The organism is Brevundimonas sp. (genome assembly GCF_035627055.1).
In the GTDB taxonomy this organism is placed as follows: domain Bacteria; phylum Pseudomonadota; class Alphaproteobacteria; order Caulobacterales; family Caulobacteraceae; genus Brevundimonas.
Window position 1 is genome coordinate 42,029 of record NZ_DASPMM010000020.1, and the last position, 20,405, is coordinate 62,433.

The 20,405-nt window shown below is 70.9% G+C and carries 22 protein-coding genes; 12 read left to right on the forward strand and 10 right to left on the reverse strand.

The window, feature by feature from the left end:
* Window positions 1–65: 65 nt before the first annotated feature.
* Both VEA98_RS10465 and VEA98_RS10470 read right to left on the reverse strand, forming a co-directional pair.
* Entirely contained in the window at window positions 66–3,257 is a 3,192-nt protein-coding gene (locus VEA98_RS10465) for an intermembrane phospholipid transport protein YdbH family protein (protein WP_324813910.1), read from the reverse strand.
* Window positions 3,254–3,409, reverse strand: coding sequence for a hypothetical protein (locus tag VEA98_RS10470; RefSeq protein ID WP_324813912.1), 156 nt, complete (start codon window positions 3,407–3,409; stop codon window positions 3,254–3,256). The genes VEA98_RS10465 and VEA98_RS10470 overlap by 4 nt, the downstream gene beginning before the upstream one ends.
* A gap of 292 nt (window positions 3,410–3,701) precedes the next feature.
* Between VEA98_RS10470 and VEA98_RS10475 the strand changes: the two genes are divergently transcribed.
* Complete coding sequence (locus VEA98_RS10475; RefSeq protein WP_324813914.1) at window positions 3,702–4,985, forward strand: M23 family metallopeptidase; 1,284 nt, start codon at window positions 3,702–3,704, stop codon at window positions 4,983–4,985.
* A 9-nt stretch (window positions 4,986–4,994) separates the two neighbouring features.
* On the opposite strand, the gene VEA98_RS10480 is transcribed toward VEA98_RS10475, so the two are convergent.
* Window positions 4,995–5,642, reverse strand: coding sequence for a glutathione S-transferase family protein (locus VEA98_RS10480; protein ID WP_324813918.1), 648 nt, complete (start codon window positions 5,640–5,642; stop codon window positions 4,995–4,997).
* A gap of 46 nt (window positions 5,643–5,688) precedes the next feature.
* Between VEA98_RS10480 and VEA98_RS10485 the strand changes: the two genes are divergently transcribed.
* Both VEA98_RS10485 and VEA98_RS10490 read left to right on the forward strand, forming a co-directional pair.
* Window positions 5,689–6,576 (forward strand): alpha/beta hydrolase, encoded by an 888-nt coding sequence (locus VEA98_RS10485; protein WP_324813920.1) that lies wholly within the window; start codon window positions 5,689–5,691, stop codon window positions 6,574–6,576.
* Between the two features lie 170 nt (window positions 6,577–6,746).
* Window positions 6,747–7,367 carry a hypothetical protein gene (locus VEA98_RS10490; protein WP_324813922.1) on the forward strand — a complete coding sequence of 207 codons (621 nt, stop codon included), beginning with the start codon at window positions 6,747–6,749 and terminating at the stop codon, window positions 7,365–7,367.
* A 55-nt stretch (window positions 7,368–7,422) separates the two neighbouring features.
* Here the strand turns inward: VEA98_RS10490 and maiA are convergent, their stop codons facing one another.
* Together maiA and VEA98_RS10500 are read right to left on the reverse strand one after the other, a co-directional pair.
* Entirely contained in the window at window positions 7,423–8,055 is a 633-nt protein-coding gene (maiA, locus tag VEA98_RS10495; protein WP_324813925.1) for a maleylacetoacetate isomerase, read from the reverse strand.
* Entirely contained in the window at window positions 8,052–8,705 is a 654-nt protein-coding gene (locus tag VEA98_RS10500; protein ID WP_324813927.1) for a fumarylacetoacetate hydrolase family protein, read from the reverse strand. Before VEA98_RS10500 ends, maiA begins: the two co-directional genes overlap by 4 nt.
* Before the next feature lie 133 nt (window positions 8,706–8,838).
* Here VEA98_RS10500 and VEA98_RS10505 point away from each other — a divergent pair, with 133 nt between their 5' ends.
* The 3 genes from VEA98_RS10505 (at window position 8,839) to VEA98_RS10515 (ending at window position 9,895) form a co-directional block, all read left to right on the forward strand.
* Complete coding sequence (locus VEA98_RS10505) at window positions 8,839–9,219, forward strand: glycine zipper domain-containing protein (protein ID WP_324813930.1); 381 nt, start codon at window positions 8,839–8,841, stop codon at window positions 9,217–9,219.
* Window positions 9,219–9,626, forward strand: a complete 408-nt coding sequence (locus VEA98_RS10510; protein WP_324813933.1) for a hypothetical protein — start codon at window positions 9,219–9,221, stop codon at window positions 9,624–9,626. Before VEA98_RS10505 ends, VEA98_RS10510 begins: the two co-directional genes overlap by 1 nt.
* Before the next feature lie 92 nt (window positions 9,627–9,718).
* Entirely contained in the window at window positions 9,719–9,895 is a 177-nt protein-coding gene (locus VEA98_RS10515; protein ID WP_324813935.1) for a DUF1328 domain-containing protein, read from the forward strand.
* Window positions 9,896–9,958: 63 nt separating this feature from the next.
* Here VEA98_RS10515 and VEA98_RS10520 read toward each other — a convergent pair whose 3' ends face one another.
* From VEA98_RS10520 to VEA98_RS10530, 3 genes are read right to left on the reverse strand one after another with little or no spacing between them, the layout of a single operon-like run.
* Entirely contained in the window at window positions 9,959–10,801 is an 843-nt protein-coding gene (locus VEA98_RS10520) for a metallophosphoesterase (protein WP_324813938.1), read from the reverse strand.
* Between the two features lie 8 nt (window positions 10,802–10,809).
* A complete protein-coding gene (locus tag VEA98_RS10525; RefSeq protein WP_324813940.1) occupies window positions 10,810–11,805 on the reverse strand; it encodes a diacylglycerol/lipid kinase family protein in 996 nt (331 codons plus the stop codon).
* A gap of 55 nt (window positions 11,806–11,860) precedes the next feature.
* On the reverse strand, window positions 11,861–12,202 hold the full coding sequence (locus VEA98_RS10530) for a hypothetical protein (RefSeq protein WP_324813942.1): 342 nt from the start codon (window positions 12,200–12,202) through the stop codon (window positions 11,861–11,863).
* 162 nt (window positions 12,203–12,364) lie between these two features.
* Here VEA98_RS10530 and VEA98_RS10535 point away from each other — a divergent pair, with 162 nt between their 5' ends.
* The 3 genes from VEA98_RS10535 (at window position 12,365) to VEA98_RS10545 (ending at window position 15,471) form a co-directional block, all read left to right on the forward strand.
* A complete protein-coding gene (locus tag VEA98_RS10535; protein ID WP_324813943.1) occupies window positions 12,365–12,703 on the forward strand; it encodes a YMGG-like glycine zipper-containing protein in 339 nt (112 codons plus the stop codon).
* A 73-nt stretch (window positions 12,704–12,776) separates the two neighbouring features.
* Complete coding sequence (locus VEA98_RS10540) at window positions 12,777–13,223, forward strand: OmpA family protein (protein ID WP_324813944.1); 447 nt, start codon at window positions 12,777–12,779, stop codon at window positions 13,221–13,223.
* 67 nt (window positions 13,224–13,290) lie between these two features.
* A complete protein-coding gene (locus tag VEA98_RS10545; RefSeq protein WP_324813947.1) occupies window positions 13,291–15,471 on the forward strand; it encodes a protein-disulfide reductase DsbD domain-containing protein in 2,181 nt (726 codons plus the stop codon).
* Here the strand turns inward: VEA98_RS10545 and VEA98_RS10550 are convergent.
* On the reverse strand, window positions 15,425–15,931 hold the full coding sequence (locus VEA98_RS10550; protein WP_324813949.1) for a hypothetical protein: 507 nt from the start codon (window positions 15,929–15,931) through the stop codon (window positions 15,425–15,427). The genes VEA98_RS10545 and VEA98_RS10550 overlap by 47 nt on opposite strands.
* Before the next feature lie 88 nt (window positions 15,932–16,019).
* On the opposite strand from VEA98_RS10550, the gene pgi reads away from it, so the two are divergent.
* Window positions 16,020–17,645, forward strand: coding sequence for a glucose-6-phosphate isomerase (pgi, locus tag VEA98_RS10555; RefSeq protein ID WP_324813950.1), 1,626 nt, complete (start codon window positions 16,020–16,022; stop codon window positions 17,643–17,645).
* A gap of 94 nt (window positions 17,646–17,739) precedes the next feature.
* On the opposite strand, the gene VEA98_RS10560 is transcribed toward pgi, so the two are convergent.
* Window positions 17,740–18,183 (reverse strand): YMGG-like glycine zipper-containing protein, encoded by a 444-nt coding sequence (locus VEA98_RS10560; protein ID WP_324813952.1) that lies wholly within the window; start codon window positions 18,181–18,183, stop codon window positions 17,740–17,742.
* Between the two features lie 245 nt (window positions 18,184–18,428).
* Between VEA98_RS10560 and groES the strand changes: the two genes are divergently transcribed.
* Entirely contained in the window at window positions 18,429–18,716 is a 288-nt protein-coding gene (groES, locus tag VEA98_RS10565) for a co-chaperone GroES (protein ID WP_324813954.1), read from the forward strand.
* A 117-nt stretch (window positions 18,717–18,833) separates the two neighbouring features.
* Window positions 18,834–20,405: chaperonin GroEL (gene groL, locus VEA98_RS10570; RefSeq protein WP_324813957.1), on the forward strand; the 1,572-nt coding region annotated here is incomplete at its 3' end.

The following is a 20,405-nucleotide window of genomic DNA, read 5'->3' on the forward strand; positions in this document are numbered from 1 at the left end:
GTTTGATCCGTGGCGATCTAACGCCGGACAGGGTGAACGGGTTCTGAACGGCCAAGCCGGCGAGATCAGGGCGCCGGAACCGGTGGGGCCGAGGGTTCGCCGGCGCGGGCCCGGTTCAGCTCGAGCAGGTCGCCGATCAGCTGGTTGAGGTTGAGGGTGGTGTCGAGGGTCAGATCGATGCCGGTTCCCGACGGCAGGGGCAGCGGACGGTTGAGGAACTCGCGGCTGATGAACTCGGCGATGCCGATGCGCAGTTCCTGATGCACCGGCGGATCGTGGCGGCCGCGGATGTGGAACAGCACGCCGATGCGGCCCTCGTCGAGGCTGTTGACCTCGGCCGAGAGGATGTCGAACGACAGGTTCTCCATGGCCTGGTAGGCGAGATCCTGGACGGTTCCGGGGGGCACGGCCTCGCCGCCGCCGTCGGCGTCGAGGCCGCTGAGCGCCTCGCGCTGGATGGACAGCCGGCCCGGCTGGACGGCGGCGAGGGTCCCGCCGGCGATGCGGATGCCGGCGCCCGGCTCCGAGGTGAAGGGCAGGCGGCCGGAGACGACGGCGTCCAGCGCCACCTTGTCGCCGAAGCCGGAGCCGGCGATCACCTCGCCGAGCTGGACGTTCTCCAGCACGATGACGCCGCTGAACGGCTGGCCGGGACCCAGCGGGAAGGCGAAGGGCTCGACGCGGATGACTCCGCCGGCGACCTTGAGATCGGCGCCCTCGACGGTCACCGCCGACTTGTCGAGGCCGAAGGTCACCGCGACCTCGGTGAGAGGCGCGACGGACTCCAGAACGTCGGCGGTCAGGCGCTGGCCAGGGGCGGTGACGAGCGGGGCCAGGCTGGTGAAGTCGATGGCGCCCTTCAGGCCCTTAACCGGGCCGGCCGGGCTGACGAAATCGAGGTTCGGGATGGTCAGCCGGCCGGAGCTGGAGCCCTCGGCCTCGGCCAGCCAGTCTATGCGGCCCTGGAAGGCCACCGAGCCGGTCGCGGGCGAGCCGACGAAGCCGGCGACGAGGGGGGTGAGGTCTGACGGCTGCAGGCCGCCCTCGGCGAAGACGACGGAGGGGGCGTCGATGGTCAGGCCGCCGGCCCCCGAGCCGCCGTCGTGGGCGAGTTCGAGGCGGCCGAGCGTCACGCCCTCCCGCGACAGGTCGAAAGCGCCGGTCCAGTCCTCGTCCGCCAGCCGGGCCGAGCCGGTCGCCTGCAGCGGGTGGAAGCGCAGCGGGGTGGTGGCGTCCTCGACCGTGGCGCGGTCGATCCGCGTCTCCAGACCGAGGCCGGCCGGGCCGCCGGTGGCGGCGAAGGTCCCGTCGGCGTCGCGGAACCGCAGGGCGAGGAAGGGGGCGGAGGCCACCACGCCCGCGAGGGCACCGTCGGCCCGCCAGCGCCCGTCGGCGATGCTGACCAGCGGGCGGGCGCCGGGACAGGCGCGGCCCGACAGGCCGACGACGTCGTTCTCGCCCAGCTCCAGCCGCTCGACGCTCAGCGGGATGCAGCCGGCGGCGACGTAGGTCACGCGGCCGTTCGACGAGGTCAGACGCCCGCGGGTGTCCAGCGTGATCCCCCGCGCCAGTTCGAAGTCGAGGGCGGCGCGGCCCTCAAGGTCTGCGGTGAAGCCGTCTGGCGTCAGACGCCAGGCCGGGATGGCGAAGCTCGCCTCGGGCAGGCCCTTGCCGCGCGTGGCGGTCAGGGACAGGGCGCCGCCGCCGAGCTGGCCGGACGCAGCGGCGAAGATCGGGCTGGCGGCGGATCGAAGGGTGAGGACGCCGCCGTTGGCGGGCCGCAGGGTCGCGGGCCGGTCGAGCGTCACCCGGGTTCCGCCGCCGCCCGAGACGACGGTGAAGGCGGGAATATCGACCGCGAAGGCGGACAGGGCCCGCTTCATCTCGGCCAGATCAGGGCCGTCGTCGCGCGCCGTCGGGCCGAACAGCGGCCACGCTCCGCGGCTCGCGCGCAGGCCGCCGTCGACGCGCAGGCGCAGGCCGGCGTCGGCGACGAGCTCGAGGTCAGCGGCGCCGCGGGCTTCCGCCAGCGACAGCTCGCCCCAGCCCAGCCGGTCGGCGGCCAGGCCGAGCGGGCCGCTCACCTCGAAGGCGGCGTCGCGGCCGCCGACGGTGAGGCGGCGGGAGGTCAGCGCCACGCCGGAGCCCTCCAGTCCCGCCCCGGAGGCGCGGGCGGCGGAGGCCCCGGCCGGGCCGTCGATGCGCCAGCCCAGTCCGGCGTCGGTGCGCGCGATCACGGCCCCCGCGCGGGTCCAGCGCAGGACGGCGGCCGAGGCGTCCAGCCCGGAGCCCTCGATGCGGGAGGCGCGGAGGTCGGCGTCGGCCGCGCCCTCGACGCGGAAGGTCTCGAGCCAGCCCGCGGTCTGGCCGTCGAAATCGAGGTCGGCGACGGCCTGGCGGGCCACGATGTCCCCGGCGGTGAGGCGGGCGGCGACCAGCCCGACCGCCAGCTGCGCCCGGCCGTCGCCCCGGCGCTGTTTCAGATCGGGATAGGGCAGGTCGCCGGTCAGGGTGATCCGGGTCCCGACGCCGGTGAAGCCCGGCAGGGCCGCCAGGTCGGCGGCGGCCGTGGCCCGCACCGCCGCGCGGTCGCCGGTGGTCTCGACGCTGAGGGTGGCGGCGAGGGCGCGGGCCTCGATGTCGCCGCTCTTCAGGTCGGCGGCGGGCATGCGGGCGCTGAGCCGGATCAGCTTGCCGTCGTCGATGCGGGCGTCGCCGAGAATGCCGACCGGGCCGTATTCGGTGTCGAGCCGGACCCGGCCCTGCTCCACCAGCACCAGCGGCCCACGCGCGTCGGGACGGGGCGGCCGGCCCGTGAACCGCTCGACCAGCGGGTCGAGCGAGCCGAGCGACAGCTTGCCGTCCCGGAACGAGGCGCGCAGCACGGGCCTGACCAGCCGGATGCGGCTGGGGGTGATCCCGAGGCCGGCCTTCGACCACGGCGAGCCGATGGCGTAATCGACCTCGACCCGCTCCACCACAACATCAGGATTGCGAGGGTCGCCGATGCGGACGCTCGCCACGATGCCGTCGAGTTCGACCCGCTCGATGTCCACGTCGGCGGGGATGCCCTGACGCTCAAGCCAGCCGATCAGCACCTGGCGGGTGGCGGCGCGGCGGTTGAGATAGAGCAGGCCCGCCAGCACCAGCAGAACGCAGACCAGCACGCCGGCGGCCAGCAGCAGGCGCCGCCCGGTGCGACTCCTGCGTCCGGCAGCGCTCGGCGGCGGTGTGGCGGGCGCGGCGGCCTCGCTCATGCGTTGATCTGGACGATGAACAAACCGGACTCCTGGAACAGCACAGCGGCCGTGACTGAGGGAACACAGTAGAGTGGCGCATCCGCCACTTTGAGTGCAGTGATGACGATATCAGGACCGTGCGGCGAGTTGACCCCGAATACCGTGGCCAAACGTCGTCAATACACTGTTCGCTCCCGGCGATAAGCTGATCCATCACGCAGGCTTTACCGCTGGTAACGGTCCCGGTTAATGGTCTGTAACGAACTGACTTCCCATGATGGGACTGACGGGTTATAGGGCCTGTCTCGCGTCGGGGGCCTCTTCAGGCGCGATCCTTGCTTGTTCAGTAGCTTGGGCGCCGGTCGGCGTCGCAGTTTTCGGGGACCGATGGCTCAGTTCGATCCACGTCGCCAACCGATGCGTCTCGCGCCTCATGCTCTCACGGCGGTCGCAGCGCTCTCGGTGGCCCTTCTTGCCGGACGTGTTTACCAGCCCGCCCGGGCTGAAGAAGCTCCCGCCCTGACTCCCGCCCAGCTGGCCCTCATCGAGGCCCGGGCCTTCGCCGCCGCGGGCACCCCCGCCGGCCTGACCGCCCCCGAGGCGATCCCCGTCCAGATTCGCCGTGGCGAGACCTTCGAGGAAGCCGTTCGCCGCACGGGCATCGCGCCCGAGGAAGCCTCGGCCATCGCCGCCACCCTGTCCAACGCCATGGACATGAGCGAGATCCGCGCCGGTCTCCGCTTCGAGACCGCCATCGCCAAGCCGCGCGGCGGCCGGGGCGATCCGCGCCTGATCGGCCTGACCATGCGCACCGGCCCCGCCAGCCAGGTGACGGTGTCGCGCACCTTCGACGGCGCCCTGCGCCTGCGCGCGCTCGAAGAGAAGGTCACCCACGAGATCGTCGTCCTGAAGGGCAAGGTGGACGGCTCGCTGTCGGCCTCGGCCCAGCGCGAGGGCGCCCCGGCCGCGGTTCGCCGCAAGGCCGGTCAGCTGTTCTCGCACAAGTTCGACATGGATCGCGACATCCGCGCCTCGGACGAGTTCACCTATGTCTACGGCCGCACGGTGACCGAGAACGGCCGCACGATCGGCACCGACGGCCTGCTGTACGCCGAACTGAAGGGCGTGGCCTTCTACCGCTTCCAGCCGGCGGGCGCGAAGGAAGCCCAGTATTTCGACGCCACCGGCAAGAACACCCGCTCGGCCTTCATGCGCACGCCGCTGGAGCGCTTCTCCCGCATCTCCTCGAGCTTCGGCTTCCGCCGTCACCCGATCGCCGGCTATCGCCGGATGCACCAGGGCATCGACTTCGCCGCCGGCACCGGCACGCCGGTCGTGGCCCCGGCCGACGGCGTGGTGGTCGAGGCGCGGCGCTGGGGCGGCTACGGCAACTGGCTGCGCATCCGCCATTCGAACGGCCTGGAGACCGGCTACGGTCACCTGTCGCGCTACGCCTCGGGCATGCGCGCCGGCCAGCGGGTCCGTCAGGGCCAGGTCGTCGCCTTCGTCGGCTCGACCGGCGCCTCGACCGGTCCGCACCTGCACTATGAAATCTGGCGCGGCGGCCGGCGGATCAATCCCGCGGGCGTGCGCACCACGGAAGGCACCATCCTGGCGGGGGCCGATCTGGCCGCCTTCCGCGCCGAGAAGGCCCGCATCGACCGCATCATCGCGGCCGGCGGCGAGCGCCGTCCCGAGGTCCAGCGCGCCAGCCTGGGCGGCGGCCTGCGTCCCGCCCAGGGCTGATCTTCCCTCTCAGCCGCCCGCCTGCGCCGCCGCGATCAGGGCGTCGTCGATGCCGCGCGCCCGGACGGCCGCCTCACGGCCTGACAGCCGTTCCGCATAGGCCTTGAAGGCGTCGCGCTCGGGCAGGGTCTTGAACTGCAGGCCCCACATGATCTGGCTGCCGACATAGACGTCCGCGGCCGAGAAGCGGTCGCCGAGAATCCACGGCCCGCCGGACACCGCGCCTTCCAGGGCGTCGACCACCTGTTCGAAGCTGCCGTAGCCGGCCATGCCGGCCTTTTCGGCGGGCGCCAGCAGGTTCAGGGCCTTGGCGGTGACCGCCGCCTCGACTGGTCCGGCGGTGAAGAACAGCCAGCGCAGGTACGTCCCGCGCGCCGGGTCGTCGAGGGCGGGGGCGAGGCCCGCCTCGGGACAGGCGTCGGCCAGCCAGGCGCAGATCGCGGCGCATTCGGTGACCGCCACGCCGCGCCAGGTCACGGCCGGGACCTTGCCCATCGGATTGATCGTCAGATAGTCGGGCGCCTTCATAGTCGTGCCAAAATCGAGCACCACGGTGCGGTACGGACGGCCGACCTCCTCCAGCATCCAGCGCGCGATCCGGCCGCGCGACATGGGGTTGGTGTAGAAGACGATTTCGTCGTCGGACGGCGGGATCATCTGAACCTCCCTCGTGTTTAGGGAGCCAGCCTAGACCGACGAGGCGATGGAACAAAGACGAAACATCCTCAAGGGCCTGATCGCCGCCGCCGGTCTCTGCGCCGCCGGCGCGCCGGCGTGGGCGCGGGCCGCCTTCCAGTCGCGGCGGATCACGGTCGAGACGCGCGGGAGCGGGCCGGACATGATCCTGATCCCCGGCCTCGCCTCGACCTCGGCGGTCTGGAGCCGCACGGCGGCCCGCCTGCCGGACCGGCGGCTGCATCTGGTGTCCGTGCGAGGCTTCGGCGACCTTCCGGCGGCGGCCAACGCCGAAGGTGCGATCATGGGGGCGGTGGCCGGCGAGCTGCGCCGCTACATCGCCGAGGCGGGCCTGGAGCGTCCGGCCGTCATCGGCCATTCCATGGGCGGCCAGATCGCGCTGCGCCTCGCCGCTGACGCGCCGGGCCGGGTCGATCGGCTGATGACGGTGGACGCCTCGCCCTTCTTCCCGGCCCTGATCAGCCCCGGCGCAACGGTCGGCGACGTGGAGCCGATCGCGCAGGTCGCCTACCAGGCCGTGCAGTTCCTCGGCGATCAGGGACTGCGCGAGCGCGGCCGCGCGCTGGGTCTCGAACTGGGCGGAGCGGCCGATGCGGTGTTCGGCTCGATGGGCTGGCAGGGCGGCGACCGCCGGGTTCTGGCCCAAGCCCTCTACGAGGTCATGACCGTCGACCTGCGCCACCGGCTGCCGGACATCACCGCCCCGGTGACGGTGGTCTATGGCTGGAGCCCCGATGAGACCTCGCCGCGCAGCCGCACCGACAGCCTGTTCCGCGGGGCCTACGCCAACCTGCCCGGCCCGGCGACCTTCGAGCGGATCGAGGGGGCCGAGCATATGGTGATGATCGACCAGCCGAGCCGGTTTCTCGCGGCGGTGGAGCGGTTCCTGGGATAGGGCGTGAATCCGGCGTCAGCCGATCAGCGCGGTTCGGCAAAGGGTCATTGACGAACCTTGGCAGGGCGCCAGCAACAGGACGCTGGCAAGTGCGCTCTCGTAGCCGCTTAACGTCGACGAAAGCCTGAAATGCGAGGACTCAACTTCGGGAGCCGTTGGGTCGTCGCGTCATGTCATCACTCGTCGTGATCAGCCATCTCTCCCCCGAAGCCGACCCAGACTCGTCGGGGTTGGTCGTCGGTCACCGATACGGCGACATCGTCGACATCGGCTTCTCCAACGCGCCGGACGACGTTCTCTTCGGGCGGCCGCCCCGGCCGACGACGACGCCCTACGACAACGCCGGGACGATGCAGGACAAGTTCCTCCACGTTGCCCGACGCGACAGCGGGACCTCGCTGGGGACGCTGAAGGTCGCCGAGGTGCTGGTGCGAGACACCTACATGCGCGGCGAAATCGACTTCACGGGCATCGGGGTGTCGCTGTTTCTGCGTCCCGACGCTTACGAAGCCTACGTGGACTATATTGGCGGCTTTCCGGCCTGGCCGTTGAGCGTCGACGGCTGGAACGGCCGGATCAGGTGCCGCATTCCCTCGCGCCCCTTCCGCTTTCCCATGCCTCGCGGCAGTTCAAGGCCTTGGGACACCGGAACACGCGTGACCGGTCGGTTGCGACCAATCCGGCGTCTCGACTTCGACGAGCTTGAAGTCCAAGCGCTCGGCCGTGGGACGGCCGGGGGCGATCACACCCCAGGGAGTAGAACGGGCCCTCAGGGAAAGCTGTTGCTGTGAGTTTCGGGGGACGCGTGTTCGCCTGCGCACCGGACATCCGGGCCGCTGGTTGGCCTCAGTCCGCGTCCGGTTGGTTGTCTGGATGCGCGGCGACGAAGGCGGGGTGGATCCGCGCCGCCACATCGATGGCCAGCAGGCGGGGGAAGGCGTCCAGCGGGACGTTGAAGCGCCGGGCCGAATAGATCTGCGGGATCAGGTAGCAGTCGGCCAGCGTCGGCAAGGCGCCAAAGCACCAGCCGTCGCCGTGGGCGACCACAAGCCGCTCGAGCGCCTCGAAGCCCGGCAGGATCCAGCGCGCGGCCCACGCGTCGACGGCGGTCTGGTCGGCCCCGAAGGTCTCGCGCAGGGCCTTGCCGACGCGGAGATTGTTGAGCGGGTGGATGTCGCAGCCGATCAGGGCCGCCATGGCCCGGACATGGGCGCGGCCGACCGGGTCGGCGGGCAGCAGGGGCGGCGTCGGATGGGCCTCCTCCAGCCATTCGAGGATGGCCGGGCTCTGGGTCAGGACCGCGCCGTCCACTTCCAGGGCGGGGACCATGCCCTGCGGATTCAGCGCGACGAAGGCTTCCGACCGCTGGGCGCCGGTGCGCAGGTCGACGCCGGACTGATCGTAAGACAGCCCCTTGAGGTTCAGGGCGATGCGGGTGCGGTAGGCGGCGCCCGAGCGCCAGTAGCCGTGCAGGATCATCGCGGCCTCAGGGTGAAGGTCAGGGGCTCCAGTCCGCCGATCGACGCCTCGACCCGGTCGCCGGGCTGAAGGGGGCCGACGCCCTCGGGCGTGCCGGTGAAGATCAGGTCGCCGGGGCGGACGTCCCAGAGGGTCCGGGCCTTGGCGAGGATCTCGTCCGGGGCCCAGACCATGTCGTTGAGCCGGCCCGACTGGCGGGTCTCGCCGTTGACCGACAGGGCGATGGGCGCGGCCGGGTCCGGCAGCGGACCGAGGGTCAAGGCGCCGCAGGGGGCCGACTGATCGAAGCCCTTGGCGGCGTCCCACGGGCGGCCCCTGGCCTTGGCCGCCGCCTGAAGATCGCGGCGGGTCAGGTCGCAGCCGACCGCCCAGCCGACGATCCCGCCGTCCTCGCCGATAGCGCAGACCAGTTCGACCTCGTGGTGCAGCTCGGCCGTGGCGGTGGGATAGAGGGGGTCGGCGCCGTCGGTGACCAGGGCGTCGCCGGGCTTGGAGAAGAAGAAGGGTTCGGCGCGCTCGTGGCCCATTTCGCGGGCGTGGGCGGCGTAGTTCTGGCCGACGCACAGGATGCGCCGCACGGGCAGCCTGTCAGCGTGTCCGACGATCGGCAGGGAGGCGGTCGGGGCGGGCGGGAACAGCCAGTCGGTCATCGCCGTTGTCTAGGCCGGGAAGCGCCGCTTCGCCAGCGCGCGTCATGCTGCGTTGCGGAACCCGCACGTCGCAGTGGCGTTCCGGCTCAGGGTTCTCTATCTAACCGTCAAGCTTGCAAAGCGGAGCGCGCACATGGCCACGACCAAGGCAGCACGGACAGCCGTGAAGAACGACATCAACACGCTGAAGGACGACCTGAAGACCCTCGGCGCCGAGGAAAAGGCGCGGCTGCGCGAGAAGGCCGCGACCGCCGAAACCCGCCTGCGGGCCAAGGCCGCGGAAACCGAGGCGCGCCTGCGTGAACAGTCGGACGTCCTGCGTGAACGCGCCCGCGGCTATTACGACACCGCCCGGGTGCGTGGCCGGGAGTATTATGACGAGGCCTCGGAGCGCCTCGACGAGGCCCAGCGCTATCTGACCGAACGGGTGCAGGAGCGCCCGATGCAGTCGACCGCCATCGCGCTCGGCGTCGGCGTCGTCCTCGGTCTCCTGCTCGCCGGTCGTCGCCGCTGATGCTGGGCGGAGGGCTGGCCCGCAAGATGGCGAAGAAGGCCGTCGCGGCCGCCGTGGCGGCCGGGGCGGCGCTGGTCGCCGTGATCGCGTTCGGGGCCACGATCTTCTACGCCCTGTGCCTGGTGCTCGTGCCGTTGGCCGCGGCCGCCCTGACCATGCTGCTGTTCGCCCTGGCGGCGCTGACGGTGGTGATGGTCTTCCTGCGGCGCGAGGCGCACGAGGAAGAGGAAGAGGACGACGAACCCATGGGCCTCGGCGAGCGGGCCTATACGCTGTTCCGCAACCGACCGATCCTCGGCACGGCGGCGGCGCTGGCCGGGGGCTGGATATTCCTGCGCAACCCGGCCCTGGCGACCATGGTCGCGGCCGCCTTCACCGAGAAGTCGCACGGCCGTCGGCGCCGCTGAAGCGGAACACGGCCGCGTCCGGCGAGTTGATCTGACAGGCGCGGCGGTATCGAGCCGCTCCTTTGGATCAACGTTTCCGGGAGTCACCGCTCATGTTTCGCTGGGCCATCATCTTTCTGATCGTCGCGCTGGTCGCGGCGGTGCTCGGGTTTGGGGGCATCGCCAACTTCTCGTTCGAGATCGCCAAATTCATCGCCATCATCGCCGTCATCCTGTTCGTGATCGCCCTGGTGATGGGCGGGATGCGCGGACGGGGCACGCGCATCTAGCGCCGCCTCGTCCGGCACAGGAAAAGGGCCGCGGTTCCGCCGCGGCCCTTTTTCGTTTCAGCGTCAGGTGGCCGTGCGCTCGCGTTCGCCGGGGATGTTCGGTTTGGGCGCGGTCGACCGCTTGCGCGTGTCCTGCCGGCGCGGCAGGCGCCAGACCTGGCCCGGTTCAAAGCGGTCGCCGGTCCAGGCGATGGCGGTGACCACGATCTCCTTCGCGTCCCAGTCGATCTGGTTGAAGCTGGGGGGCGCGCCCCGCTCGCGATGCGACAGGGTCCCGCAGCCGACGGCGTAGGAGCATTTGTCGCCGAGGTTCACCGGCAGGGCGAAGGGCACGTGGACATGGCCGGTTGCGATCAGATCGACGCCCGCCTCGGCGAAGATCAGCGCCGCCTCGTCGCCGCGCTTGACGTCGCCGGTCATGGGCGTGCCGATCATCTCCACCAGAGGGTGGTGGCAGGCGAGGATGCGCAGGGCCCCGGCCGGGGCCTGGCGCAGGGCCTCGGCGGCCTTGCGGGTCTGGGCCAGGTCGATGACGCCCTTGGACCAGTTGGGCCGGGCCTGCCAGCCGCGGGCCGTGACCACGCCGCGCACCATCAGGGCCGGGCTGAGGAATTGGTGGTCGTGGGCCGGATGGCCGATGGCGCGCTCGAAGGCCCGCCACGGATGGAACAGGCGCGCCGTCAGGCTCCAGTAGGGCACGTCGTGATTGCCGACGATGACGAAGGTCGGTTCGGGCATGCGCCGGATCCAGTCCCCGGCGGCGGCGAACTCGTCGGGCAGGCCCTGCTGGGTCACGTCGCCCGTGATCAGCACCAGATCGGCCGGAGTGGCGTGGGCGAACTCGAGCGCGGCGGCGCAGGCGCGCCGGTGCTCGCGGCCGAAATGGACATCCGAGAACTGGAGCACACGCCCCACTAGACGCTGTCCTCCGCCGCCGCCGGTATCGGCGCCAGCGCCTGGAAGGCCTCGCGGATGAAGCGGACCCGGGCTTCGTGGCGCAGCAGGACGGGCTCGCCATCGATCACCGCGGGGATGCGGGACCGCGCGCGCATCGCCACCCTCTGGGTGGCCCGTGTGGTCACGGCCGGATCCTGACGCCAGTCGTCGAGCACGGCGTGGGCGGCGAGGCGGAAGGCCTGGCCGGCGTCGGCCGGGTTCATGGCGGCGGCCTCCAGGCCGGTATCCTCGTCCATGGCGCGGGAGATCATCGGGCTGATCAGCACCAGGGCCTCGGCGCGGCGCGGCGGCCGGCCGTCGAGCGTAAAGCGCATCTGACCGGAAAAGGCCCGCTTCAGGGCCCGGCGCGCATAGGCCCAGGCCAGGCCCAGCTTGCCGACCCGCATCGCTTCGCGGGCGGGCGCCCATAGCGCCGGAGAACCGAAGATGGCGGCGCAATAGAAGGACTGGGTGGTCTGGCCGTCGGACACCTCGCCGCCGGCGACGCACTGGGGCGCGCCCTCCTCCAGCGCCACCTTGAGGGCGGCCTTCCAGTCGGTCGTGCCGTAGAGCGCGCGGGGCAGCATGTTCATGGTGCCGCCTGGCAGCGGTGCGACCAGCGGCCCGCCAGGCCCGGCGCGCGAGGCGATGCTGCCCGCCGTGCCGTCTCCGGCGAGGACGATCAGCAGGTCGGGCCGGGCGTCCAGCGCCGCCTGGATCTGGGCGTCGAATTCGCCGGGCTCCAGCGTCACGACCGAAGTCTCGCAGGCATAACCGTCCAGAAGGGCCGCGGCCTCCTCCGAGGCGCCCGGCCCGACACTGCCGGAGAGGGGATTGACCAGCATGATGACCCGTCGCAGCGGGACATGGCGGGTCAGGACGCAGGACTCCGCCGCCGGCGTCCCCGCCAGTTCTGCGGGCGCGGCTTCAGGCGCGGTCGACGGGTCGGCCGCCGGAGTCAGGATGGCGCTCATGCCGCCCGAACGCCCCGCCCGGAGCGATGTTCCGGGCCGGGCGGCGGCAGCGTGACTATTGTTTCTTCAGTTCGTCGGACGCGGCGGCGGCGCCCGCCTGGGCCGCGTCGCCGGCCTTGGTCGCGGCGGCGCCGGCGGCCTCGCCCGCCTGGTCGGCGACCCTCGGGGCCTCGCCCTTGACCTTGGAGACGGCGCTGGAGATCCAGCCGTCCATCATCGCCCCGCCCTCGGCCAAGGACTTTTCCTTGATCCCGAGCACGGCGGTCAGGACGCCGAACAGCGCCAGCAGCGTGACCAGCAGGCTGATGAACGGATTGCCCCGCCGGCGCTTGCTGCGCGCCCACACGGGACTGTGATCGCCGTCATCCGCCATGCGGACCGGTTCAGAAAAACGCATACCAAAACCCCCGTCTTTCGCCCCATGCGGGGCCAACCACGCCCCCTGCGCGGCGTACTGCAAAGCCTAATACAGGCTTAACCATCATCATAGCCGGGGAACCGTCACGGTAATCCAGCATTATCACCCGTGGGGCGAACCCGAGGGATGAAGGACATACCCATGAAAAAGGCAATCATCGCGATCGCCGGCGCGGGCCTGCTGGCTTCCGCCTGCGCCAGCGACGGCTATGGCACCAATGAGACCGTGCGTCAGGGCGCCATCGGCGCAGGCATCGGCGCCGTCGCCGGGGCCATCATCGGCAACAACGTCGGAGACGGCAACGCTGGCACCGGCGCCGCTATCGGCGCCGTCGTGGGCGGTGCGGCCGGCGCGATCCGCGGTTCGCAGCAGGACCGGGCCAACCAGCAGCGCTACCGCGACAGCCAGGGCCGGTACTACTACTGCTACGACGGCCGTCAGAGCGAATGCTATTGGGAGAATGGCCAGCGCCGGTACTAGGCGCGGGTCGGACTTCGTGAGTGATCAGGGCGGTTCGTCACAGGCGGGCCGCCCTTTTTGACTGGAGGGCTGGATGAAGGGGCTGATTGCCGGGCTCGCAGCCGGGCTGGCGCTGGCGGGCTGCGCCGGCGTGCCGGGATTCCGCGACCGCAGCGAACTGGTGAGCGAGCCCGAGACGTGCGCGCCGCAGCGGTTCGAGGTCTATTTCCGCGACAGCGAGGCGGGCCTGACCGACGCGGCGCGGCACGCCATCAGCCTGACCGCGACCCAGCTGCAGGGCTGCGAAATCCGGGCGGTCCAGGTCATCGGCCTCGCCGACGCGCGAGGCGGCCCGACAGCCAATCTGGACCTGTCCGAGCGCCGGGCCCTGGCGGTGGCCGAAGCGCTGGAGGCGGCCGGCTGGCCCTCCCCGGCCTTCAGCGTGGTGGTGGCGGGCGAGTCGGGCTCGACCACGGCGGCCGGGGCCAACGAACCGATGCGGCGCCGGACCGAAGTGCTGGTCGACGCGGCGCCTCGCTGAATCGAGGGCCGGAGTGAGACAGCACGACGCGTGACGCGGGCGGGCCGGCGCGGCTAAGGTCGCCCCCGTGACCCGCCTTCTCAAATTGTTCGTCCTGTTGGGCCTGCTGTTGGCCCCGTGCGTCGCCGCAGCGCAGGACGGGCGCGTGCAGCGCACCGAACGGATCGCGGCCGAACTGGTCCCGATGTCGCAATGGGCCGCCCCGGGCTCCACGGCGATCGTGGCGGTGCGCCAGGACATCGAACCCGGCTGGCACACCTACTGGCGGAACCCCGGCGACTCCGGCGGCCCGACGACCCTGACCTGGACCCTTCCGGCCGGCGTCGAGGCGGGGGACATCGTCTGGCCGCTGCCCCAGCGCCAGCGGCTCAAGACGCTGATGAATTACGGCTATTCGGGCGAGGTCTATCTGCCGGTTCCGGTGACGATCCCAGCGGACGCCCGGCCGGGCTCGAGCCTGCCGCTGCGGGTCAAGGCGCAGTTCTTCGTGTGCAGCGCCGAGATGTGCGTGCCGGACGACCTGATCCTGGCGCTCGACCTGCCGATCCGGAACGGGGCGGCGCCGCTGGCCGGACGGCGGGGCGCGGAGATCCGGCGCGTCGTCGAGACGGCGCCGCGGCCCGCCGGCATCCTGGCCCGGATTACTCTGCAGGACGGCGTGGCGACGCTGACCGCCAGCGGCGGCCCGCTGGCCGGACGTGATCCGGGGCCAAGCTATTTCTTCCCGTTCGACCAGGGCGTCATCGCCCACGCCGCGACCCAGTCCGGCGGCTACGGTCCGGACGGCCTGAGGCTGGCCCTGACGCCGGACCCTGATTTCTCCGCCGCTCCGAAACCGATCCGAGGGGTCCTGTCGACGGCGCTGGGCGCCTTCGAGATCGCCGCCGAGGGCGGGCCGCCCCTGCCCGGCACCCGCGGCGCGGGCGACCTGGCTCCCGCGCCGGAGGATGGCCCGGCCCCCGTGGGAGGGAGCGCGCCGACGGGATTCATCCACGCCGCCCTGTTCGCGCTGTTGGGCGGGCTGATCCTCAACCTGATGCCCTGCGTCTTCCCGATCCTCGCCATGAAGGCGGCGGCGCTGGCGGCCTCGGCCCACGATGCGCCCCGCGCGCGCCGGGACGGGCTGGCCTTCCTTGCCGGGGTGCTGGCGACCTTCCTGTTGCTGGCGGGCGTCCTGCTGGCGCTTCGCGCAGCGGGACAGGCGGCGGGCTGGGGCTTCCAGCTTCAGTCGCCGGCGGTGATCGCGATGCTGGCGCTCCTGATGCTGGCGGTCGGACTGAACCTGTCGGGCGTGTTCCATGTCGGGGCGGGGCTGCAGGGCGTCGGATCCGGGCCGCTGGCGAGACTCGGAGGGACCGCGTCCGCCTTCCTGACCGGGGTGCTGGCGGTGGTCGTGGCCGCCCCCTGCACGGCGCCGTTCATGGCCGTGGCGCTGGGCTCGGCCCTGTTGATGCCGTGGCCGATGGCGCTGGCGGTCTTCCTGATGCTCGGGCTGGGGCTGGCCCTGCCCTATGTGCTGGTCAGCCTGGTCCCAGGCCTGCTGTCGCGCCTGCCGCGGCCGGGCCCGTGGATGGAGCGGCTCAAGGGTCTGCTGGCCTTCCCGATGTACGGCGCCGCCCTGTGGCTGGCCTGGGTGTTCAGCCGCCAGACGGGCGCCGAGGCGCTGGGCCTGTTGATGGCTGGAGGCCTGCTGCTGGCCCTGGCGGCATGGTTGTTCGGCCTTGCCCAGGTGGACCGGGCGCTCGGCCGGCGGGGCTTGCTCCTGGCGCTTGCAGCCGTCGGGGCTCTCGTCCTGGCGGTGGGCGGAACCGCGATGGCTGTGCGGCTGCCGGTGGAGGCGGGAGGCGCGCCCGCACCCGCCGGTCCCGGGCCTGTCAGCGCCCCCTGGTCGAGCGAGGCGGTGCAGGCGGCGCTGGCCGAGGGGCGGCCGGTGCTGGTCAATTTCACCGCCGACTGGTGCGTGACCTGCAAGATCAACGAGGCCGGCGCCCTGACCTCTGCGCGAACGAGGCGGGCGCTGCAGACGGCGAACGTCGTCTATCTGGTCGGGGACTGGACCCGGCGCGACGACGCCATCACCGCAGAGCTGAGGCGGCATGGGCGATCGGGCGTACCGCTCTATCTGCTATATTCGCCCGGCGAGGCAGAGCCGCGCATCCTGCCGCAGCTGCTGACGGAGGGGGTGGTGGTGGAGGCGCTCGCTAGGTCGGGACCCCGGACTGGGCGTCCGGCTGCGGCGGCGAGGTGATGACCTCGACATTGTCGTTGAGCAGATAGGCCAGTTCGTCGAGAGCGACGGTGCGTTCGGCTGGGGTCGCGGCGGCTGCGACGGCGGCGACCTTGACCGGGATGTCCTCGGAAATGCCGCGCAGGATGCATTTCAGATCGCCGTCGGTTCCCCGTTCCTTGAGGATCAGGTGACCCTGCATGTCCAGGGCGGCCAGACTTTCGGCCTCGACCTTGAAGCGACCGAAGGCTTCGGGCGACACGAGCCAGTCCGGCGTGGAGGCGAGGTTGGCGCGCCACTGATCGACCACGCCTTTCAGCGCGCCCGAACGCAGGACAATGTCCGAGAACAGGGGCTCCCCCGCGACGGATGCCGGCGCATCTGCGGCGGCCGGCGGCTGGGCCGCGGCCATCGCCACATTGGGGTCCGAGAGCAGGAGGGAGACGGCCAGGGCGACGCCGCAGGACATGACGATCCTCATTAGTTTGGCCGAATCGCGGTTTCGGCGTTGAACCGGCTTACGCCCCACCCGTAAACGAGGGTTTACCCTCCTCGTGCAGAGTTCGCCCATGACCGCCCGCTCCCAGGCCCTGGACATGCTTCGCGCCGTCGCGCGCAAGGACGCCAGCGGCCGCATCGTGCATCAGTTCGCGACCGATCCGCGCCGGACTGAACGGATGGGCGTCGAGGCCGCGGGCCTTTATGTCGACCTGTCCAAGCAAAGCTGGACCGCGGAAGCCTTCGAGGCGGCGCTGGACCTGGCCCGGGCCTGCGATATCGAGGGGCGGCGGGCGGCGCTGTTCGGCGGCGAGGCGGTCAACAACACCGAGGGCCGGGCGGTGCTGCATCCGGCGCTGCGCGCGGCGGACGACGCCGATTTCCGCGCCCTGGGAGAACCCGTCTCGAAGGAAGTCGCGGAGACGCGGCGCGAAATGGCGAAATTCGCCACCGACATCGGTTCCGGGGCCGAGACGGGCGGGACCAAGCAGCCCTTCACCGCCATCGTGCACATCGGCATCGGCGGCTCGGACCTCGGGCCGCGCCTGCTGTGGGACGCGCTGCGCCCGCTGGAGCCGACCATCGACCTTCGTTTCGTGGCCAACATCGATCCGCGCGACATGGCTGAGGCGCTGGCCGGGCTGGACCCGGAGACCACGCTGGTGGTGGTGGTGTCCAAGACCTTCACCACCCAGGAAACCCTGGCCAATGCGGAGCTGGCCAAGGCCTGGCTGGCCGAGAGCCTGTCGCCGCGCCGGATGGTTCGCCATCTGGTCGGGGTCACGGCCGCGCCGGAGAAGGCCGAGGCCTGGGGCTGCGGGCGGACCTTCGGCTTTCGTGACTGGGTCGGCGGCCGCTACTCGCTGTGGTCGGCAGTCTCGCTTTCGGTGGCCGTGGCGCTGGGCTGGGACGTGTTCGAGCGGGTCCTCGCGGGCGCCCGCGCCCTGGACGAGCATTTCCGAGACGCCGATGTTGAGAAGAACGCGCCGGTGCTGATGGCGCTGGCGCAGGTGTTCAATGTCGAGGGTCTGGGTCGGACCGCCCGCACCGTCGCCCCCTACGCCCACGGTCTGCGTCGCCTGCCCGCCTTCCTGCAGCAGCTGGAGATGGAGTCGAACGGCAAGCGGGTGAAGCGCGACGGCTCGCCGGTCGACACCGCCACCGGACCGATCGTGTTCGGCGAGCCGGGCACCAACGGCCAGCACGCCTTCTTCCAGCAGATCCACCAGGGGCCGCAGGTGGTCCCGGCCGAGTTCGTCGTCGTGGCGCACACCTCCGACGCCGCCATGGACGCGCGCGAGGGAGACGCGCCGCTGTGGTCGAACGCCCTCGCCCAGGCGCAGGCCCTGATGGTCGGCAAGACCGAGGCGGAGGCGCGGGCGGAACTGCTGGCCGGCGGCGCCTCGGCGGAGGAGGCCGACCGGCTGGCCCCGCACAAGGCCTTCCCCGGCGACCGGCCGTCGACCACCCTGTTGATGGACGCCCTGACGCCCGAGGCCGTCGGCGCCCTGATCGCCCTCTATGAGCACAAGACCTTCGTCGAGGGCGTGATCTGGGACATCAACAGCTTCGACCAGTGGGGGGTGGAGCTGGGCAAGGTGCTGGCGAAGGCCATCCTGAAGGACGTCCAGGCCGGAGAGCCGTCGGCCGGGCTGGATCCGTCAACGGCGGAGTTGATGAAGCGGCTCATGGTCTGAGACGCCCATGAAAAAGGCGGGCGCCGTCCCCGGAGCCCGCCTTCCTCGCCCACGCCCGGCCAGAACTCACGCGGCCGGGGATCAGGGAGCCGTCCTACCAGCGACGATCGTAGCGATAGTCGCGGTCGCTGCGGCGGTCATCCCGGCGGTCGCGGCGGTAATCGCGCTCGTAGCGGTAGTTCGAGTTGTAATCGCGGCTGTTGATGCCGTGCTCGCGCTCCCAGTGACCCTGGTTCCGGTAGCAGCGCCCGCCGCGGTAGTAGCCGCAGTCGTCGTCGTTATCGGCGGTGGCGCCGAGAGCGGCCCCGGCGAGGGCCCCGCCGGCGATGTAGGTTCCGTCGCCGTTGCCGATCAGGGCGCCGGCCAGGGCGCCGACGGCGGCGCCGATCAGCACGTCCTCGGTGCGGTCGTTGTCATTGCCGCGGTCGCGGTCACGATACCGGCTCTGGGCGTCCGCCGGGCTCGCCGCGGCCAGGCTCAGGGCCAGGGCGCCGGCCACGGCCGGGGCGGTGATGGCGAATTTCGAAAGCGTCTTCATGGTCGGTCCTTTCGCGTCTGCGCGCCGATGGGAGACCTGTATGCGCCTGTCCGCCTGAACAGGCCGGGGAAGCCCGGTTCATCCGGCGTTCATCGGGGCCGCGGAGCGGCGAAAATTCGGCGGCGGAGTCCCTTGACGGCGCCAGACCCGGGTCCTACCTGCCGCTCGCGTTAGCACTCGGGGGACGCGGCTGCCAAAGCCGCGACCGGGCGCTCAAATCGAAACTGTTTTGGGAGATGTTACAGATGGCGTTTCGTCCGCTCGGCGACCGCGTGCTCGTGAAGCGCGTGGAAGAGGAATCCAAGACCAAGGGCGGGATCATCATCCCCGACACCGCCAAGGAGAAGCCGCAGGAAGGCGAAGTCGTCGCTGTCGGCCCCGGCTCGCGGGACGAGGACGGCAAATACATCGCCATGGACCTGAAGGCCGGCGACCGCATCCTGTTCGGCAAATGGTCGGGCACCGAGGTCAAGCTGGAAGGCGAAGACCTGATCATCATGAAGGAATCGGACGTGCTCGGAGTGCTGAGCTAAGGCTCAGCCCTCGGGGGCGAGGGTCGAGGGACGAGGGGCGATGACGCCGCGTCCGGACCGACCTTCCTCGCCCCTCGACCCTCATCCCTCGACTCTATTCAAAAGGAGCTGCCTCACATGGCCGCGAAACAAGTTCAGTTCTCCACCGAAGCCCGCGAGAAGATGCTGCGGGGCGTCAACGTCCTGGCCAATGCGGTCAAGGTCACGCTCGGCCCGAAAGGCCGCAACGTCATCATCCAGAAGTCCTTCGGCGCCCCGCGCTCGACCAAGGACGGCGTCTCGGTGGCCAAGGAAATCGAGCTGGAAGACGCCTTCGAGAACATGGGCGCCCAGCTGATCCGCGAGGTCGCCTCCAAGACCAATGACAAGGCCGGCGACGGCACCACCACCGCCACCGTCCTGGCCCAGTCGATCGTGCAGGAAGGCCTCAAGTCCGTCGCCGCCGGCATGAACCCGATGGATCTGAAGCGCGGCATCGACAAGGCCGTCGCCGCCGTCATCGCCGACATCAAGGCCTCGTCCAAGAAGGTCTCCGCCAACTCCGAGATCGCCCAGGTCGGCACCATCTCGGCCAACGGCGACGCCGACGTCGGCCGCATGCTGGCCGAGGCCATGCAGAAGGTCGGCAACGAGGGCGTGATCACGGTCGAGGAAGCGAAGTCGCTCGAGACTGAACTTGAGGTCGTCGAGGGCATGCAGTTCGACCGTGGCTATCTCTCGCCGTACTTCATCACCAATGCCGAGAAGATGCGCGTGGAGCTGGAGGATCCCTACATCCTCATCCACGAGAAGAAGCTCTCCGGCCTGCAGCCGCTGCTGCCGGTGCTGGAGTCGGTCGTGCAGTCGGGCAAGCCGCTGCTGATCATCGCGGAAGAGGTCGAGGGCGAGGCGCTGGCCACCCTGGTGGTCAACAAGCTGCGCGGCGGCCTCAAGGTCGCGGCGGTCAAGGCGCCGGGCTTCGGCGATCGCCGCAAGGCCATGCTGGAGGACATCGCCGTCCTCACGTCCGGCCAGGTCATCAGCGAGGATCTTGGCATCAAGCTCGAGAATGTCACGCTCGACATGCTCGGCCGCGCCAAGAAGGTCACGATCGAGAAGGAATACACCACGATCGTCGACGGCGCGGGCAAGAAGGCCGACATCCAGGCCCGCTGCGGCCAGATCAAGGCGCAGGTCGAGGAGACCACCTCGGACTACGACCGTGAGAAGCTGCAGGAGCGTCTTGCCAAGCTGGCTGGCGGCGTTGCCGTCATCCGCGTCGGCGGCGCGACCGAGGTCGAGGTGAAGGAGCGCAAGGATCGCGTCGACGATGCGATGCATGCGACCAAGGCGGCGGTCGAGGAAGGTGTCGTCGCCGGTGGCGGCGTGGCCCTGCTCTATGCGACCAATGCCCTCAAGAACCTCAAGGTCGAGAACCACGATCAGCAGGTCGGCATCGACATCGTCAAGAAGGCGTTGTTGGCCCCTGCGAAGCAGATCGCCGAGAACGCGGGCGTCGACGGCGCCATCGTTGCCGGCAAGCTGCTCGAGCAGAAGAACACCGGCTGGGGCTTCGACGCCCAGGCGCTGATCGTCGTCGAGGCCCTTGGCGACCTTGTCGAGCACGGCCGACGAGGCGCGCAGCAGCGCGACGCCGCCGCCGGGAACGATGCCCTCCTCGACCGCGGCCTTGGTGGCGTGCATCGCGTC

Coding starts and splice junctions, on each gene's coding strand:
- VEA98_RS10465 (WP_324813910.1), bottom strand. CDS start 3,257: ATGAGCGAGGCCGCCGCGCCCGCCACACCGCCGCCGAGCGCTGCCGGA.
- VEA98_RS10480 (WP_324813918.1), bottom strand. CDS start 5,642: ATGATCCCGCCGTCCGACGACGAAATCGTCTTCTACACCAACCCCATG.
- VEA98_RS10485 (WP_324813920.1), top strand. CDS start 5,689: ATGGAACAAAGACGAAACATCCTCAAGGGCCTGATCGCCGCCGCCGGT.
- VEA98_RS10490 (WP_324813922.1), top strand. CDS start 6,747: ATGTCATCACTCGTCGTGATCAGCCATCTCTCCCCCGAAGCCGACCCA.
- maiA (WP_324813925.1), bottom strand. CDS start 8,055: ATGATCCTGCACGGCTACTGGCGCTCGGGCGCCGCCTACCGCACCCGC.
- VEA98_RS10500 (WP_324813927.1), bottom strand. CDS start 8,705: ATGACCGACTGGCTGTTCCCGCCCGCCCCGACCGCCTCCCTGCCGATC.
- VEA98_RS10505 (WP_324813930.1), top strand. CDS start 8,839: ATGGCCACGACCAAGGCAGCACGGACAGCCGTGAAGAACGACATCAAC.
- VEA98_RS10510 (WP_324813933.1), top strand. CDS start 9,219: ATGCTGGGCGGAGGGCTGGCCCGCAAGATGGCGAAGAAGGCCGTCGCG.
- VEA98_RS10515 (WP_324813935.1), top strand. CDS start 9,719: ATGTTTCGCTGGGCCATCATCTTTCTGATCGTCGCGCTGGTCGCGGCG.
- VEA98_RS10525 (WP_324813940.1), bottom strand. CDS start 11,805: ATGAGCGCCATCCTGACTCCGGCGGCCGACCCGTCGACCGCGCCTGAA.
- VEA98_RS10530 (WP_324813942.1), bottom strand. CDS start 12,202: ATGCGTTTTTCTGAACCGGTCCGCATGGCGGATGACGGCGATCACAGT.
- VEA98_RS10535 (WP_324813943.1), top strand. CDS start 12,365: ATGAAAAAGGCAATCATCGCGATCGCCGGCGCGGGCCTGCTGGCTTCC.
- VEA98_RS10540 (WP_324813944.1), top strand. CDS start 12,777: ATGAAGGGGCTGATTGCCGGGCTCGCAGCCGGGCTGGCGCTGGCGGGC.
- VEA98_RS10550 (WP_324813949.1), bottom strand. CDS start 15,931: ATGAGGATCGTCATGTCCTGCGGCGTCGCCCTGGCCGTCTCCCTCCTG.
- pgi (WP_324813950.1), top strand. CDS start 16,020: ATGACCGCCCGCTCCCAGGCCCTGGACATGCTTCGCGCCGTCGCGCGC.
- VEA98_RS10560 (WP_324813952.1), bottom strand. CDS start 18,183: ATGAAGACGCTTTCGAAATTCGCCATCACCGCCCCGGCCGTGGCCGGC.
- groES (WP_324813954.1), top strand. CDS start 18,429: ATGGCGTTTCGTCCGCTCGGCGACCGCGTGCTCGTGAAGCGCGTGGAA.